The sequence below is a fragment of the Nocardia crassostreae genome (genome assembly GCF_001613405.1).
In the GTDB taxonomy this organism is placed as follows: Bacteria; Actinomycetota; Actinomycetes; order Mycobacteriales; family Mycobacteriaceae; genus Nocardia; species Nocardia crassostreae.
In genome coordinates this window covers 358966-376091 of the sequence record NZ_BDCH01000014.1, presented here as the reverse complement: position 1 = coordinate 376091, position 17126 = coordinate 358966, and the positions used below count along the sequence as shown (strand labels likewise).

13 protein-coding genes are annotated in these 17126 nt (G+C 69.2%); 6 read left to right on the top strand and 7 right to left on the bottom strand.

The features are described from left to right. Positions 1-141 precede the first annotated feature (141 nt). A complete protein-coding gene (locus tag NC4_RS14330; protein ID WP_439957503.1) occupies positions 142-687 on the bottom strand; it encodes a winged helix-turn-helix transcriptional regulator in 546 nt (181 codons plus the stop codon). A gap of 98 nt (positions 688-785) precedes the next feature. Here NC4_RS14330 and NC4_RS14325 point away from each other — a divergent pair, with 98 nt between their 5' ends. Next, the gene (locus NC4_RS14325) at positions 786-1685 is read left to right on the top strand and encodes an alpha/beta fold hydrolase (RefSeq protein ID WP_369690743.1); all 900 of its coding nucleotides are present in this window, start codon (positions 786-788) and stop codon (positions 1683-1685) included. Positions 1686-1721: 36 nt separating this feature from the next. Here the strand turns inward: NC4_RS14325 and NC4_RS14320 are convergent, their stop codons facing one another. Further along, positions 1722-3314, bottom strand: coding sequence for a long-chain-fatty-acid--CoA ligase (locus NC4_RS14320; RefSeq protein WP_067537566.1), 1593 nt, complete (start codon positions 3312-3314; stop codon positions 1722-1724). A gap of 245 nt (positions 3315-3559) precedes the next feature. Here NC4_RS14320 and NC4_RS14315 point away from each other — a divergent pair, with 245 nt between their 5' ends. Continuing rightward, positions 3560-5023 (top strand): short-chain fatty acid transporter, encoded by a 1464-nt coding sequence (locus tag NC4_RS14315; RefSeq protein WP_067537561.1) that lies wholly within the window; start codon positions 3560-3562, stop codon positions 5021-5023. Here NC4_RS14315 and NC4_RS14310 read toward each other — a convergent pair. Continuing rightward, on the bottom strand, positions 4943-6463 hold the full coding sequence (locus NC4_RS14310) for an MFS transporter (protein WP_067537558.1): 1521 nt from the start codon (positions 6461-6463) through the stop codon (positions 4943-4945). The two genes, NC4_RS14315 and NC4_RS14310, sit on opposite strands and share 81 nt — an antisense overlap. 50 nt (positions 6464-6513) lie before the next feature. Between NC4_RS14310 and soxR the strand changes: the two genes are divergently transcribed. After that, positions 6514-6972: a redox-sensitive transcriptional activator SoxR gene (gene soxR, locus NC4_RS14305; RefSeq protein WP_067537554.1), complete on the top strand. Its 459-nt coding sequence runs from the start codon at positions 6514-6516 to the stop codon at positions 6970-6972. A gap of 2 nt (positions 6973-6974) precedes the next feature. Here soxR and NC4_RS14300 read toward each other — a convergent pair whose 3' ends face one another. Together NC4_RS14300 and NC4_RS14295 are read right to left on the bottom strand one after the other, a co-directional pair. Further along, complete coding sequence (locus NC4_RS14300; protein WP_067537551.1) at positions 6975-7517, bottom strand: YaeQ family protein; 543 nt, start codon at positions 7515-7517, stop codon at positions 6975-6977. Positions 7518-7872: 355 nt separating this feature from the next. Further along, on the bottom strand, positions 7873-9489 hold the full coding sequence (locus NC4_RS14295) for an MFS transporter (protein WP_245721679.1): 1617 nt from the start codon (positions 9487-9489) through the stop codon (positions 7873-7875). Positions 9490-9547: 58 nt separating this feature from the next. Between NC4_RS14295 and NC4_RS14290 the strand changes: the two genes are divergently transcribed. Further along, entirely contained in the window at positions 9548-13231 is a 3684-nt protein-coding gene (locus NC4_RS14290) for an AfsR/SARP family transcriptional regulator (RefSeq protein ID WP_067537548.1), read from the top strand. On the opposite strand, the gene NC4_RS14285 is transcribed toward NC4_RS14290, so the two are convergent. Next, positions 13157-14119 carry a helix-turn-helix transcriptional regulator gene (locus tag NC4_RS14285; protein ID WP_067537546.1) on the bottom strand — a complete coding sequence of 321 codons (963 nt, stop codon included), beginning with the start codon at positions 14117-14119 and terminating at the stop codon, positions 13157-13159. The genes NC4_RS14290 and NC4_RS14285 overlap by 75 nt on opposite strands. 116 nt (positions 14120-14235) lie before the next feature. Here NC4_RS14285 and NC4_RS14280 point away from each other — a divergent pair, with 116 nt between their 5' ends. Further along, positions 14236-15360 (top strand): epoxide hydrolase family protein, encoded by a 1125-nt coding sequence (locus tag NC4_RS14280; RefSeq protein ID WP_157554692.1) that lies wholly within the window; start codon positions 14236-14238, stop codon positions 15358-15360. A gap of 49 nt (positions 15361-15409) precedes the next feature. Here NC4_RS14280 and NC4_RS14275 read toward each other — a convergent pair whose 3' ends face one another. Beyond that, positions 15410-16447, bottom strand: coding sequence for a beta-ketoacyl-ACP synthase III (locus tag NC4_RS14275; protein WP_067537540.1), 1038 nt, complete (start codon positions 16445-16447; stop codon positions 15410-15412). Positions 16448-16538: 91 nt separating this feature from the next. Here NC4_RS14275 and NC4_RS14270 point away from each other — a divergent pair, with 91 nt between their 5' ends. Beyond that, positions 16539-17120, top strand: coding sequence for a TetR/AcrR family transcriptional regulator (locus NC4_RS14270; RefSeq protein ID WP_067537538.1), 582 nt, complete (start codon positions 16539-16541; stop codon positions 17118-17120). Positions 17121-17126: the final 6 nt, after the last annotated feature.

Below are 17126 nucleotides of genomic sequence, written 5' to 3'. Positions count from 1 at the left end.
TCGACCCCGATGGTGTCGCACCGAGGCACCGGCCAGTACCCCTACGACCGGCACCCTTAGAACCGGCTCCGTCAGGCGGCGAAGACGGTGCGCACGACGGACTCGTCGCCGTCGATCTCGACCAGGCCGAGCGCGCGGGCGTCACCGAGAATGAGGGCGCCCGCGGCGAGCCCGAGAAGGCAGGCGGGGTCGGCGTGGACGGTGGCGTCGAGGTCGCCGCCGTCGTGCGGGCCGACCTCGAACCCGGAGCCGGAGTGGCGGGCCGCCGATCTCGAGGCCGACAGTCGCCGCGGCGCGGACCTTCACCCGGGTGTCGAGCAGCGCGGGGACAGCGAGGGCGAGCCACTCGGGGCGGAAGGAATCGCCGCCGGGGCCGCGGACCATGAGCGGCGTGGACCAGCGGATGAGGCTCTCGATCGGCGTGCGTAGCTCGGCGCCCCACGGCGTGAGGACGTACTCGACCACGCTGCCCGCGCCGGTCAGGCGCCGCTCGATCACACCTGTGGCCTCGAGGTCGCGCAGCCGATCCGCGAGCAGGTTGGTCGCGATGCCGGGGAGTCCGTCGATCAGGTCCCGGTAGCGGGCGGGCGCGATGAGGAGTTGGCGGACGATGAGCAGATTCCACCGGTCGCCGACCACTTCGAGGGACCGGGCGAGCCCGCAGTACTGGCCGTAACTACGCATCATGTCCTTCTGCTTGAGTTTCTCAAGTGCACGTGAAAAACTCACGTCTACCGTGCGACCGAGCCGAAAAGGGGGCCGCCATCGCCGATACCACCGAGAGTGTGCGGCCCGCCTGGGTCGACGACGAGCTGTTCCCGTTCGAGAGCCGCTTCGTCGAGATCGACGGACACACCGTGCATTACGTGGACGAGGGGTCGGGTCCCACATTGCTGTTCTTGCACGGCAATCCGACCTGGTCGTTCCTCTGGCGCGAGGTGATCCGCGCGTTGCGCGACGACTTCCGGTGCGTCGCACTCGATTACCCGGGCTTCGGGCTGTCGACGCCGAAGCCCGGGTATCGCTATCTGCCCGAGGAGCATGCCGACGTGGTCACCGGGTTCGTCGATGCGCTCGGGCTCGAGGGGGTCACGCTGGTCGGGCAGGACTGGGGCGGCCTGATCGGCCTGGCCACCGCGCAGCGGCGGCCGGATGTCTTCGACCGGCTGGTGCTCGCCAACACCTGGGCCTGGCCCGTCAACGGCGTCCTCCACTTCGAGGCCTTCTCCCACATCATCGGCAACCCCGCGAGCCGCTTCCTGGTCCGGAAGTTGAACCTGCTCGTCAACGTGTTCATCCCCACCGGCCATCGCAGGCGCACACCGACCGCGGCCGAGATGGCTCACTACCGCCGGGCGCTGAACACCCCCGAGCGGCGCCAGGCCTCCGCCGTGCTCCCCGGCCGGGTCCTCGCCAGCCGGGCCTTCTTCGCCGAGGTCGAGGTCGGTCTCGCCGACATCGCCCACCTGCCGACACTCATCGTGTGGGGCGACGCCGATATCGCCTTCCGCCCGCTGGAACGTGAGCGCCTCGAAGCCACGTTCAGCGACCACACAACCGTGATCGTCGAAGGCGCAGGCACTTACGTGGAGTCCGACGCACCCGAGGAGTTCGTCGCCGCGCTCCGCGAGTGGGCGGCGACGCCGCGTGAGAATACGAGCAGCGCGGGTGGAACGGACCGATAGACCGGGTGTGCGCTGATCCGGCTGCTCGGACCGGAATCAGTTCACGGCGCGGTCGCGGCCCTGCCAGAACGGTTCGCGCAGGCGGCGGCGGAGGATTTTGCCGCTGGCATTGCGGGGGACGGCGTCGAGGATGTCGATCTGCTGGGGGAGTTTGAAGGAGGGGAGTTTGTCGCGGAGGAATATGAGGAGTTCGTGGGGGGTGGCGGTCTGGCCGGGGTGGAAGGCGACGAAGGCGTGGATGCGTTCGCCCCAGCGGTCGTCGGGGGCGCCGACCACTGCCGCTTCGCGGACGGTGGGGTGGGCGACGAGGGCGTTCTCCACTTCGGCGGGGTAGACGTTCTCCCCGGCGATAATGATCATGTCCTTGATGCGGTCGCAGATGAACAGGTAACCGTCGGCGTCCAGGCGGCCCGCGTCGCCGGTGTGCAGCCAGCCGTCGACCAGGGTGTCGGCGGTGGCGCAGGGGTTGCGGAAGTGCTCGAGCATCATGGCGGGGCCGCGCACCACGACTTCGCCGATTTCGTCGGGCGGCAAGGCATTTCCGGCCTTGTCCAGGATCATGATCTCGGATCCGGCGTAGGCGGCCCCGGCCGAACGCAGGCGCGGATTGCCGGGGGTGTGGTCGCACGGCGGCAGGAAGGTGATGGGGGTGGCGGTTTCGGTCATGCCGTAGAACTGGAGGAATTCGCAGCCGTAGAGCGACATGCACAGGGCGAGCATCTGTTCGGGCATGGGGGAGCCGCCGTAGGCGACCTGGCGCAGGCCGGTGAAATCCGCGGGGGTGACGCCCGGTTCGGCCAGCACCAGCAGCAGCATGACCGGGACTCCGCAGACGGCGGTGATGCCGAGGGTGCGGATGGCGTCCAGTGCGGCGGCCGGGGTGTACTCGGGCAGGACGACGGTGGTGACCCCGTCGAGCAGGCCCTGCACCGCCCAGGCCAGACCGGCGATGTGGAAGCCGGGAATCAGGACCAGGCAACGATCTTCCGGCGGTACCTCGAGCCACGGCATATCCGAGCTGTCGCGCACCTCGCGCACCGCGAACAGGCTCTGTTGCGGGATGACCACGCCCTTGGGGTTGCCGGTGGTGCCGCTGGTGTACATCTGCAGCAGCGCCCGCTGCCGGTCGGATGTGGCGGGCGGACGATGGTTGGCGTAGGGGGCGTACCAGGCGGCGAAGCCCGCGCCCGCGACACCGCCGGAATCCATGCGCACCAACTCCACCCGCTCGTCGAGACCCTGCGTGGCCTGGACGGCGACCGCCTCGTCGGCGGCGTCGGTGAACAGCAGGCGGCATTCGGAATCGGCCAGGATGTACGCGATTTCGGTGCCCGTGAGCCGCCAGTTGACCGGCACCAGCACGACGCCGATATCCGCGGCGGCGATGAGCAGCTGATAGAGCCGCTCGCTGTCGCGGCCGAGATATCCGATCCGCGCCCCCGGCGTGAGTCCGGCCGCCAGCAGCGCATTGGCGACCCGGCACGAGACCTGGTGCAGGGTGGCGAAGGTCGTCTCCCGCCCCGCGCACACCAGGGCCACCGCATCCGGTTCCCGCGCCGCACGGGCGGCGATGGCGGCGGACAGTCCTACTGTTGCCGATACCGTTTCCGGTGTCGCTGGCTTGGTCATGGCATCCCCTGAAACAGCTGTGGCGCACTGCATTTCGACACCTCACGGTATCGACCGGCGGTAATCGGGCAGTAACCGCGCGGACTCCGCCGGGATATATCTGCAAATTCGCAGATACCCCGTGCGTTTTTCGTTCTTGTCCGCACACGAGTGGGTGATCGATACTCGGCGACCGAGCCCTGTGCCGCGCGTCACACGCGCCGCGCGGGCTCGGGTGTGAGAGCAGAAAGAGGAGGAACGCCGGTATGACGTCCGCCAGCGCAGACACCAGCCCCGACAAGAACGAGGCGGCCAGTTCGGAGAAAGGGCTCGCGCGGATCGCGCAATCGCTCGCTCGGTGGACCGAGAAATGGTTCCCCGACGCGTATGTCGTCGCCCTGGCGGGCGTGGTCATCGTGGCCGTGGCCGCGCTGGCCAATGGTTCGTCGCCGCGCACGGTGGCGAATGCGTTCGGCGACGGGTTCTGGGATCTGACCGCCTTCACCTTGCAGATGGCCATGGTGGTGCTCACCGGCTACGTCATCGCCACTTCGCCGCCCATCGCCAGGCTCATCGACCGGCTGGCCACCGTGCCGCGCGCCGCCGCCAGCGCGGTGAGTTTCGTTGCGTTCCTGTCCATGTCGATCTCCTTCCTGAACTGGGGACTGAGCCTGGTCTTCGGCGGCCTGCTGGCGCGGGCCATCGCGCGCCGCACCGACCTGCGCGTGGACTACCGTGCGCTCGGCGCGGCGGCGTTCATGGGACTGGGAGCGGTCTGGGCGCTGGGCATTTCGTCCTCGGCCGCCCAATTGCAGGCTACCGCGGCCTCCTTGCCGCCCGCGCTGCTGAAGATCACCGGCGTCCTCGATTTCGGGACCACCATCTTCACCTGGCAGTCGCTGCTCACCTGCGCGATCATCATGGCGATCACCGTGGTGATCGCGCACTTCTCGGCGCCGAAGGGCGCGGCCATCAAGACCGCCGCGGATCTGGAGGTCGACCTGGACGACCAGCTCGCCGAGGTGGCCCCGCGGTCGCGCCCGGGGGAGTGGCTCGAATACAGCCGCGTCCTGCCGATCCTGGCCGGAATACTGACACTGGGCTGGCTGATCTCCCAGCTCGCCGCCAAGCCGGTGCTCACCGTGGTCAGCAGCCTCAACGGCTATCTGCTCGTATTCCTCATGCTGGGCCTGGTGCTGCACGGGACCCCGCGTAAGTTCCTGCAGGCGGTCTCGCTCGCCGTGCCCGCCACGGCCGGGATCCTCGTGCAGTTCCCGCTGTACGCCGCCATGGCCGCCATTCTCACCAAGGCGAAAGGCCGTGGCGGGTATACCGTTTCGCACCATCTGGCGGAGTTCTTCACCACTATCGGTGGCGGCGGCGCCTTCGCCGTCGTGATCGCCCTCTACACAGTGGTACTGGGCATCTTCATTCCCTCCGGCGGCGGAAAATTGCTGGTCGAGGCCCCCTATGTCATGCAGGCCTCGACCGATGTCCAGATGAACCTCGGCTGGACGGTCCAGATCTACAATGTCGCCGAGGCGCTGCCGAATCTCATCAACCCGTTCTTCATGCTGCCGCTGCTGGCCGTCCTGCGCCTACGCGCCCGGGACCTGGTCGGATTCACGTTCCTGCAGTTCCTGTTCCACCTACCGGTGGTCCTGCTGCTCGTGTGGCTGCTGGGCATGACCTTCGACTACGTCCCGCCGGTCGTGCCCGCCACGCCGTGACCGTCGGGTGGCCAGTATCGCGGTGGCCGTGCCCAGCGCGGTGAGCACCGCGATACCGAAGGTCATGAGGCGGGCCGAATCCACCAGGGACGCATCGCCGAGCCGGATGAGGGTGCCGACGATGGCGGAGGTCACGGCGTAGGCGATCAACTGGGTGGTGTTGAGGGCGGCCGCGGCCTTCGCGCCCTCGGCCGGGTCGTCGGTGCTGCTCATGGCGGCGACGCTCAGATGCGGGAAGGCCAGACCGATGCCCATGCCCGCGAGGAAGAGAACAGCGGCCCAGACGATGACGATCGCCGTCGAGGCATGGTCGGTTTGCAGCAGACCGTAGGCGACCAGGCCGCCGGTGAGTAGGAGCGGGGCAATGCGGATCGCGCGGCGGGCGCCGACGGCGGCGAGATTCACGCTGAAGAGCTGGGCTACAACCCATTCCACCGAGAGGGCGGCGCCGAGCAGTCCGGCCACCAGCGGGGAGAGGCCGCCCAGTTTCTGGCCGAACAGCGGAATGAAATTCTCGGTCATCACGCCCGCGCACAGTGCGGCGACGGTGAGATAGACCCATTTGAGACCGGTGCCGCGGGTGTAGGTGAGTCGCGGCAGAACGCTCACCGATCCCGTCCGCTCGACTACGAGGAAGGCCGCGATCAACAGCGCGCCCACGCCCAGGGCGATGACGGTCGGCGCGACCGGCGCGACCGTGGAACTAAGGCTGAACGCGCTCGCCGCCAGCGTCAGCAGCACCAGCGGCGTCACCGGAATCGGGCTGTGCTCACCCGAAGATTGTGTGGTGCGCGGCAAGGCTTTCCGGGTGAGCGCCGCCAGCAGCAGCGCGACGGCGAGCAGCAGCCCGTACGCCCAGCGCCACAAACCCAGCTCGGCGAAGACACCGCCCAGGGCCGGGCCGACGAGGGTGCCCACACCCCACATGGCCGAGACGAGTCCGGCCGCCCGCGCCCAGAGATGATCCGGCAGTGCGGTTCTGATGACGGCGTAGCCGGGCCCGGCCAGCAGCCCGCCGCCGAAGCCCTGCACCACGCGGCCCGCAATGAGGATCTCCATGGTCGGGCTCAGCGCATTGATCGCCGCACCGGCTGCGAAAACCAGGAAACCGGTGAGGTAGGCCGCCGCCGCGCCCCACCCCGCGAGGAACCGGCTGACCAGCATGGACGCAATGACCGCGGCCATGAGGAATCCGGTCGCGACCCACGCGTAATAGCGCTCCCCACCGATGTTCTCGACGATCGAGGGCATGAGCGCGGCGGTGAAATAGAGGTTCATAGCGTACAGCGCCACACCGCCCGCGAGGATCGCCACGGTGGCCAGATAGCGCCCGGCGAACAGCTCCGACCAGCGTCCGGTACCTTCGCCTGTCTGTTCCGGCTCGGCGTCATCCGGCGTATTGTCCGCTCTCGCCTGGGCATTCGAGGAAGTTGCAGTCACTCGCGCTACGCTAGAACTTCAAGAGAACTTGAAGTCAAGAGAGAAGATCCATGGCCGCACCCACCGATCTGCTCACCATCGGCGAGCTCGCTCACCGCGCGGGCGTGGCCACCTCGGCCGTCCGCTTCTACGAGGAGCAGGGGCTGATCACCTCGGTCCGCACCTCCGGCAATCAACGCCGCTACCCGCGTCATGTGCTGCGCCGATTGTCGCTGGTGCTGTTCGCCAAACGCCTGGGCATTCCGCTGGCCGAAGTGGCGGAGGCCTTCGACGGGCTGCCCGAGGAACGCATGCCGAGCAAACGCGATTGGGATCGCATAGCGAAACGCTGGAGCGATCACCTCGAGGCGCGCCGCCGCGAGATCGAGCAGCTGCAGCGTGAACTCACCGGCTGTATCGGCTGCGGCTGCCTGTCATTGCGGCGCTGCTACGTGCTCAATCCCAGCGACACTCTCGCCGCGCACGGCGCCGGGCCGCAGCGGCTGCTGCATCCCGACGACGAACTCTGAACTCAGCCGAGCAGCTGCCGCTCCACGGTGGTGCCCAGGCTGGTGCCGTTGAGGTCGAGGAACAGTTCGCGTTCGGTGACCGACACGCTGAGGGTATTGCGCCGGTCGATCGACGCGGCCGCCGCATCGATGAACTCGCGGTCGAGGCTGTAGAGCGGAATCGTCTCCGCGCGATGAATCCGCTTGCCGGACAACTGCGCCAGCACCTTCATCGGATCGCGATGGGTATACACCGCGGTCCGATCGGCCAGCTTGCTGCCCCGATGCACCCGATCCGCATCCGGCGCGCCGATCTCGATCCAGGCGGTAATGCGCCCCGTGAGGTCGCGCACCAGCACGGCCGGTTCATCGGTGGAGGACACCCCACCCTCGCTGAAGGTGATGCCCTCCTCATATTCCAGGCAGTACGCCAGCACCCGGGTGAGCATGAACTCGACGGTCTCCGACGGATGCCGCGCGACCCGCAACTCCAGGTCCTCGTACACGCCGCGATCGACGTCGGCGAGCTGGACGGCGAAGTGGTGCAGGGTTGCGCTGAGGGCCATAAGTGCCAGAGCCTACTGCCGCGCGCCGGGCCGGTCGCGGCTCGGCCCCGGCAGGGGCCCATGCGGCGGGAGCGACCCGTCGATCGGCCGGGCAGGCGGCGGTGTAGCGCACTTCGTTGCCCTGCACGAGATCGGCGAATGCCGGTTCCAGCACGTCGTCCACCCGGTGAGGGCGCGCCCAATGGTACCGCACCGGACCGCTCGACCGGTGGGCCGACCATTAGATCGGGCCGAATAGACCTCTGCTGCCTGTGTTTCGGTCGTGGCACCAGGTACTGGGCACCAAGCACCGGCGCGAGGCTCTGACCTAGGCTACGCGGACCGGCGCGGGGCTGGATGCGCCGGTCCCGCGCCGCTAGTCGAGCCGTGCCTCGTTCTGCGGGGCGACGTCCAGGGTCCGCGTGCCACTGCCGTCCGTATCGGCGTTGTGCGCCAACGAGTGATCCTCTGCCGCTGGTGTCTCACCCGCGGCGGGCAGGTGCCGCAGCAGGATCGCGGCGGATACGGCCATGGCCGCGATGAGCGCCGCGCTGATACCGCCCGCGAGATTCAGACCGTGGGTGAAGGCCGCCCGCGCCTGGGTGAGCAGGTGTTCGCCGAGGTCGGCGGGCAGCTCCCGGGCTGTCGCGTCGGCGCGCGTGAGTGTTTCGCGAACCGCGTCCGGCACTCCCGCGGGCAGGGCGGTCATGTCCGCGCGGTATACGGCCGCGACGACGCTGCCCAGGGTGGCGATGCCCAGCCCGATGCCCAATTCCATTCCGGTTTCGGACATGGCGGCTGCCGAGCCCGCCTTCTCCGGGGGCGCGGTGCCGACGACGAGGTCGGTGCCGAGCACCATGACGGGGCTGATACCGGTGTAGATGAGCACGAATCCGACGACCAGGCGGGGCAGCCCGTCGGCCGCGTCGACGGTGGCGATCAGCAGATATCCGGCGACCGAGAGCAGCAGGGCGGCCGCGACGACATAGCCGGGGCGGATGCGGCGGGTGAGCACCGGGGTCAGCGCCGAGGCGACGATCAGCGCGAATGCTGCGGGCAGCAGCCACATTCCGGCGCGCAACGGGGTGAGCCCGGCGACCAGCTGCAGGTACTGGGTGATGAACAGGTACAGCCCGCCCATCAGGCCGAGGCCGAGCAGCAGGACCAGCAGCGCGGTGCTGAACGCCCGGTCGCCGAACAGGCGCACATCGAGCAGCGGATCGGTCAGGATGCGCTGGCGGCGGGTGAAGACGATCCCGAAGACGAGGCCCACCACGCCCGAACCGAGCGCGAGGGGCGAGAATCCGTGCTCGCCAATGCTTTTGACGGCGTAGACGATCGGCAGCACGGTCAGCAGGGACAGGGCGACGCTGATCGTGTCCAGACGTCCCGCCGACGCATCGCGGTATTCCGGCAGCGTCAGCGGCGCCGCGATCAGCAGCACCACCATGACCGGCACACCGAGCAGGAAAACCGCACCCCACCAGAACCATTCGAGCAGCAAGCCGCCCAGCACCGGGCCGACCGCCACACCCACGGAGAAGCACGTCACCCACACGCTGATGGCGACGCCGCGCTGGCGCGCATCCTGGAACATGGTGCTGATCAACGCCAGCGTGGACGGCATGAGCGTCGCACCGGTGATGCCCAGCAGCGCCCGCGCCACGATGAGCACCTCGATGGTGGGCGCGGTGGCGGCCAGCACGGACGCGAGCCCGAACCCGAGCGCACCGGCCATGAGCAACCGGCGCCGTCCGATCCGGTCGCCCAGGGTGCCCATGGTGACCAGGAATCCGGCGATCATGAACCCGTAGATGTCGACCACCCACAGCACCTCGGTGGCCCCGGGCCGCAAATCGTCGCTGATATGCGGCACCGCGAGATTCAGCACGGTGGAATCCAGCGCGAGCAACAGCGTGGGCAGCGTGAGCACGGCCAGCCCGAGCCATTCCCGCGGCCCCGCCCGCCGCTGGTCCTGCACATCGATAGTCACAGCGAAACCTTTCGTGAAAGACGCCCAGTCCGGATCGATCTCGGCGCGGAGATCCACCATGGCGACCGCCGCTCTCGCTCCGCTCTCCATCGGCTCTCGATCTGTCGGCGCGGTCCGATACCGTGGCGCGGTGCGTTTCGTGGTGCTGGGGCCGGTGGCGGCGTGGACCGAGGACGGCCGCGAGGTCACCGTCCCCGGCGCCAAAGCCCGCACCCTGCTGGCGGTGTTGCTCGCACACGACGGCCGGGTGGTCTCCACCGATCGGCTGATCGACGACCTGTGGGGCCGCGTGCGCCGACCCGGTGACCCGGAAGCCGCCCTGCAGACCAAGGTCTGGCAACTGCGCCGCGCCCTGGACACCGCCGAACCCGGCGCCGGTGAGCTACTGCAGCGGCGCGGCAGCGGTTACGGGCTGCACATCGAGCCGGATGCGGTGGACGCCCGCCGATTCCTGGCGCAGCTCGACCGCGCCCGCACCACCGCCGACTCCCGCGCGCGACAAGCGGCGCTCGCGGCCGGGCTGGACCTGTGGGCGGGCGAACCGTACACCGGCCACACCGACGCCGAGTTCGCCGCACCCGTCATCGCCGGTTTGCGGGAGGCCCGCCTCGCCGCCCTCGAACTGGCTGCCGCGGCCCGGCTGGCGATGGGTGAACACCGCACCGTGGCACGGGAATTGCACACACTGGTCGAATCGCACCCCTTGCACGAAGGCCTGCGCGCACTACACATGCGCGCTCTCTACGGGTCCGGACAAGGGACCGCCGCGCTGGCCGGATACCGCGAATTCCGTTCGTACCTGGCCACCGAACTCGGCGTCGACCCCGGACCGGAACTCGCCGCGCTCGAACAGGCCATCCTCCGGCAGGATCCCGCACTCGATGTCGAAATGCTGGCAGTGCAAACATCCCCCGAAGCCCCGCCACCGGCAAAGGACGACCACCCACGCGGCCCGCACACCAATCCCGCGAGCCCACCCACGAATGTGCCCGTGCCCCCGACCGAACTGATCGGCCGCGCCGCCGCAGTCGCGTCGGTGCGGGAACTACTGTCCACCGCACGGCATGTGACATTGACGGGCTCCGGCGGCGTCGGCAAAACCCGCCTGGCGCTCGAAACCGCGCGGCAGACAGCGGCCGAATTCCCCGATGGCGCATGGCTCGTCGAACTGGCCGCCGTGGACCGAGTAGCCGACACCGCGAAGACGATCACCCTCGTGGTCGAGGCGATCATGGTGGCCCTCGGCATCAGGGGGTCCCCACCCGCGATACCTGGCGCCGCCCTGGCCTCCAACTCCGCTCTGGAGTCCGGCCTCGTCCTGGAGTCCGGCGCCGCCTCGGAACCCGGTGTCACGGTCGCGCCCGGTGCACTGCGGACTCTGGTGTACTCCGCGCCGATCGAGTCGCTGGCCGCGGCGCTGCGGGGAAAGCGGTTGCTGCGGGTTCTCGACAACTGCGAGCACCTTGTCGGTGGGGTCGCGGAGGTGACCGCGCGGCTGTTGGCGCGCGTGCCGGGCCTGCGCATTCTGGCGACCGGTCAGGAGCCGATCGGTATTGCGGGTGAGGCGATCTGGCCGGTGCTGCCGCTGTCGGTGCCGGAGTCGTCCGGGGACCTGCGAGACGTCCGGGCGGCGAGTGCGGTGCGATTGTTCACCACACGGGTCGCGGCCACCATGCCGGGATTCACCCTCGACGCAGGCAACGCCGCGGACATCGCCACCATCTGCCGCCGCCTGGACGGCATTCCGCTGGCCCTGGAACTGGCGGCCACCCGCGTGCGCACCCTGGGCGTGCGCGATCTGCTCGCTCGCCTCGACGACCGTTTCCGGGTACTGACCACCGGCTATCGCGGCGCTCCGCCGCGCCAGCAGACCTTGCGCGCCATGCTCGACTGGAGCTGGGAACTACTGTCCGAACCCGAACGGGTCCTGTTGCGCCGCCTGTCGGTTCACGCCGGGAGCAGCGACCTGACCGCGATCGAAGCGGTCTGCTCGGGTGGTCCGGTCAGCCCCGGCGACATACTCGACCTGGTCGCCCGCCTGGTCGACAAGTCACTGGTCGTCCCTGTCGAGACGCCCGCCGGAATGCGCTACCGACTGCTCGAATCGGTAGCCGACTACGGCCAGGACCGGCTACACGAAGCGGGTGAGCCCGTGCGGATCCGGCACCGCCACCTCGACCATTACGTCGAACTCGCCGAACGGATTTCGTCCACCCTGCCCGGCCCGCACCAGCCCCGCCTGCTGCAACAGGCCGACACCGAGTCCGCCAACTTCCGCCGCGCCTTCGACACCGCCATCCGGCAGCCCTCACCCGACCATGCCGTCCGCCTCGCAAATGCCCTGGCCTGGCCCTGGTTCCTGCGCGGACGCCTACGAGAGGCCACCCGGTTCTTCGATGCAGCCCTGTCCTTCGGCCCGTCCCCGGACGGCCGCCCGGCCACAGCAGACGGCGCCAGTCCCGCATCGCCCGCAGCAGTTTCGGGACTTGGCGCAGCGGGCGGCGCTCGTCCCGTGGAGCCCGTGGCAGCATCGGGTCTCGGCGCGGCGGATGCTCCCGATCCCGGTCGGTCGGCCGGTGCGCGGTGGGTGCAGGCCCGTCAGTGGCACAACGGGTTTCGCGCATTGATCGGTTCGGCGATTGATGGTGTGGATGTGGAGTCTGTTGTCGGCGTGTGGGATTCGGACGGTCGTCGTGGGATTGCCAGGGCGCGGTGGTTTCTCGGCTTCGCGCTGTTCGGGAGCGGGGACCAGGCTGAGAGTGAGCGGGTGATCGACGAGGTGCTGGTCGAATTCCAGGCGCTCGACGACAGGTGGGGGATTGCGGCGGCGCTGGGGGTGCGCGCCAACCAGGCTCACGTGCGCGGGGATATCGCGACGCTCGAATGTGACGGCCGCCGGAGTGCCGAGCTGTTCGCGGCACTCGGCGATCACTGGGGACGATTGCAGACGGTGGAGCCGTTTGCCGCGCTCGCCGAGATACGGGGCGATTACGGGCGCGCGCGACAGCTTCAGCGTGAAGGGCTGGGGCTGGCCGAGGAATTGGGGCTGTGGCCCGATGCGGTGCTGCGGCTGGTGGGGCTGGGGAATCTCGCCATGTTGAGTGGGGACCACGACGGGGCGCGCACGCACCATCGGCGTGCCGCCGAGCTGGCGGAGGAGCACGCGTACCAGCCCGGTCGGATCCATGCCGAAGTCGGGTTGGGTCTGGGTGCACGGCGGGCGGGTGATGCGGACGGCGCCGAAAGCCATCTGCGCACGGCTCTCGGCTGGCTCACCGCCGTCTCCTTCGAGCCGGGCCGGTCGCTCGTGCTGGCCGAACTCGGATTCATCGCCGAACAAGGCGGGGATGGTGCCGCGGCCTACCGGCTGCACCATGACGGGTGGGCGGCCGCGCAGCGCAGCGGTGACATTCGCGCGATGGCGCTCGCGTTGGAAGGTCTTGCGGGAGTCCTCGGTTCGACCGGCCGGGGTGTGGAGGCAGCGCTGTTGCTGGGATCGGCTGCCGCGGCACGGAGTTCGGTCGGGCTGCCGTTGCCACCGGCCGAACGCGGCGACGTCGATCGCATCACCGCAGGGCTGCGCACCCGATTGGAATCCGCCGAATTCGACGATGCCTATCGGTGCGGGCTGGAGCTGGCGCCGGTGGGCGCGTTGGCGGCGATCCGGCTATTCGATGGGGCGGACGACGGCGCGCTGGTAGCGGGCGATGAGGGTGTGGATGGCCGCGGCCAGTTCCGGTGAGTCGACGATCTCGAAGTCCGCGTCCAGCATGCCGAGGTAGAGAGCCAACTGGTACGGGTGGTCCGAGCCCGGGCGGAAGCGGCAGCGGTGCTCGTCGAGGGGTTCGATATCGGCGGGGATCGGCAGGCGGTCGCGGACGTGCGCGGCGGAGGCGTGCACGATGACGGTGGCGCGGAAATGCCATGCGGCCTCGCCGATTCCGCGCTCCGCGCGGGCGGTGATCTCGGCATCGGGCGGCAGGGGTCGCGGAGTGAATCGCGGACCGGTGGGGGTACCCGGCTGGATACGGTCGACGCGGAAGGTGCGCCAGTCGGCGCGGTCGGAATCCCAGGCGAACAGATACCAGCGCTGGCGGTGATCGAGCAGGCGGTAGGGCTCCACCGAGCGGCGGGCGGTGGCCCCGGAGTGGGCGCGGTAGTTGAAATGCAGCCGCTCGCGGTCGCGGCAGGCCGCGGCGAGCAGGGTCAGCGTGGCGGGATCGACGCGAGGGCCGCGGGCGGGAATGGGCAGGGCGTGCTGAAAGGCGTCGACGCGGTGGCGCAGCCGGGAGGGCAGGATCTGCTGCAGTTTGGTCAGGGCGCGCAGCGAGGTTTCCTCGATACCGGTGATGGAACCGGTTGCGGCGGTGCGTAATCCAAGGGCGACCGCGACGGCTTCCTCATCGTCGAGCAGCAGCGGGGGCAGCGTGCCGCCCGCGCCGAGGCGGTAACCGCCGGTCACGCCCGGGCGCGCCTGGACCGGATACCCGAGTTCGCGCAGCCGCTCGATGTCATTGCGGACGGTGCGGGTGGTGACCTGAAGTCTGTCCGCCAGCTCCGGCCCGGTCCAATCGCGGCGAGCCTGCAACAGCGACAGCAGGCGGAGCAGGCGGGCGGAGGTTTCCAGCATTCCTCGAGATTAGCGCGCAAACGCGGAACGGAACTTTCCGCAATTGTTTCTAGAGTTCTTCCTGACAGCATGAAAAGCGCGTGATCCGCCAGCGCTGATCGAGAGGAATCATTCTGATGAGCACCGAGATTCGCCCCTTCCGCCTCGACATCCCGCAGTCCGATATCGACGACCTGCACGACCGCCTCGATCGCACCCGCTGGGCGGCCACCCTGCCCGGAATCGGGTGGGAGCGCGGCATCCCCCTCGATTACCTGAAGGAGCTCGCCGACCACTGGCACAACGAATTCGACTGGCGCGCACAGGAAGCCAAGCTGAATGCCTTCCCTCAGTTCACCACCGAGATCGACGGCCAGCACATCCACTTCCTGCACCTGCGCTCCGAACACCCGGACGCCAAGCCGCTGCTGATCACCCACGGCTATCCGAGCTCGGTCGCGGAATTCCTGAATCTCATCGACCTGCTGGTGAATCCGGCCGAGGGCCAGGCCTTCCACGTGGTGGCGCCGTCCCTGCCGGGATACACGCTCTCGACGCCCTTGTCCGCGACCGGCTGGACCATGTCGCGCATGGCGTGGGCCTGGGTCGAGCTCATGCGCCGCCTCGGCTACGAGCGCTACGGCCTGCACGCCGGAGATGTCGGCGCCGGGGTGTCCGGGGCGGTCGCGGGCCTGGCCGGTGCGAATGTCATGGGCCTGCACGTGGTGACCGATCCCATGACCGCGGCGGCCACGGCCACCTTCCTGCCCGGTATGGCCGATCGGCTGGATTCCAATGATCCGGTGGACAAGGTGATCCTGTCCCGCATGGAGGAATTCCGGCGGGAGGGCTCGGGCTACCTCGCCATCCAGAACAGCCGCCCGCAGAACGTCGGCTACGGCCTGGCCGACTCGCCGATCTTCCAATTGTCGTGGATCGCCGAGAGTTTCGAGGTCTGGACCGATCTGCCGATCGATCGCGATCAGATGCTCACCACCGTGAGCCTGTACTGGTTCACCGGCTCCGGCGTCAGCGCCGCGCACACGCTCTACGAGCAGGCGCACTCCCACGATTGGGGCGCGCCCGCGCAGGTTCCCGAGGGATACGCGGTCTTCGGCGCGGACGAGACCGTGCGCCGGGTGGTCGCGCCCCCGGAGGGCGCGCATTGGACGGAATTCGAACGGGGCCTGCACTTCCCGGCCATGGAGGCGCCGCAGCTCCTCGCGGGGGATCTGCGGAAGTTCTTCGGCCCCTTGGCCTGAGCCTGCCGCGGCGGCCCGATGCGATCACCGGGCCGCCGCGGCCATCCGCTCAGACAACCGCGGGCAGCCGCACGACCTGACCCGCATAGGCCAGCCCCGCACCGAATCCCAGCAGCAGTGCGGTATCGCCGGGCTTGGCCGCGCCCGTGCGCAGCAGCTGCTCCATGGCCATGGGAATGGAGGCCGCACTGGTGTTCCCGGTCTCGACGATATCCCGGGCCACCGCGACCGAGTCGGGCATGTGCAGCGCTCGGGTCAGCGCGTCGGTGATACGCCCATTGGCCTGATGCGGCACGAACGCGTCGAGATCCTCGACGCCGACCCCGGCCCGATCGAGGGCATCCCGGCACGCCTTCTCCAGAAACGTGACGGCCCAGCGGAACACCGCCGACCCGTTCATCCGGATATAGGGCCGCACGGAAGTCCCGCCGCTCGCCTCGGCCGCCGCGACCTCGGCGAAATACTGCTGAAAATCCTTGTCCTGCTTGATGGCCGCGGTCTGGCTGCCGTCCGAGCCCCACGCGGTCGGCCCGATACCCTCGGCCTCGGCCGGTCCCACCACCACCGCGCCCGCCCCGTCGGCGAAGATGAACGCGCAGGTGCGGTCGGTCGGATCCAGCAGATCCGAGAGCCGCTCCACGCCGATCACCAGCACGTGCCGGGCCTGGCCCGCGCGCACCAGGCTCGCGGCATTGCCGAGCGCGTAGCAGAATCCGGCGCAACCGGCCGAGACATCGTAGGCGGCGGTGTCGTGCATACCGAGTTCGGTGGCCACCACCGCACCCGCCGAGGGGCCCAGCACCATCTGCGAGGACGTGGCCAGCACCACCGCGTCGATCTGCTCGGTCGTCACCCCCGCGGCCGTCAGCGCGTCGCGGGCCGCGGCCACGCTCATGGACACGATGGTCTCGTCGTCACCGGCCCAGCGGCGCGCGGCAATGCCCGAGCGGGTCTGGATCCACTCGTCGGAGGAATCGATGGCGTCGACGATCTCGGCATTGGGGACGATCCGGCGCGGGCGGTAGGCCCCGAGGCCGAGCAGCGCGGCATGGGTGACCGGGGTGGCGGTGGCAATGGTCGCGGGCATGGGTTCCTCTCCGTGGTGAACCGATCGGTTCACACGGGATAACGTTTAACATGGACCGATCGGTTCACACAAGGGTTGGAGGAGATGATCCATGGCCGCCGGACCGCGCGCCCGATTGATCGCGAGCACCATCGCCACCGTCCAGGAGCACGGCGTGCACGCCGCCGGGCTCAGTGAACTGCTCAAACGCAGCAGCGCCTCCCGGAATTCGCTGTATCAGCACTTCCCGGCGGGCAAGGGCGAACTCGTGGAGGCGGCCACCCGGATCGTGTCGAGGCTGGTGTACCAGCACGTGAGCCGGATGGCCGACGCCCTGCCGAAGGCGGCCACGCCGGAGACCTGGCTCGAGGAGCTGCTCGGGTTCTGGCGCGGGCAGCTCGAATCCAGCGACTACCGGGCCGGATCGTTCATGATGGCGGCCGCGCTCGACGAGCTGGATCCGGCGGTGCAGTCGGCGGCGGGGCAAGCGTTCGCGGAATGGACCGCGCGGCTCGCGGACGGGCTGGTGGCGGCCGGGATCGAGCGGTCGACGGCGTGCTCGGTGGCAGGACTGCTGCTGTCGGTGATCGAGGGGGCGATCGTGCAGAGCCGGGCGCTCAAATCGAGCCTGCCCTTCGACGACGCGCGGACCCAGCTGGCGGTGCTGCTGCGGTGCTATCTGCCGCCGCGCTAGTTGACC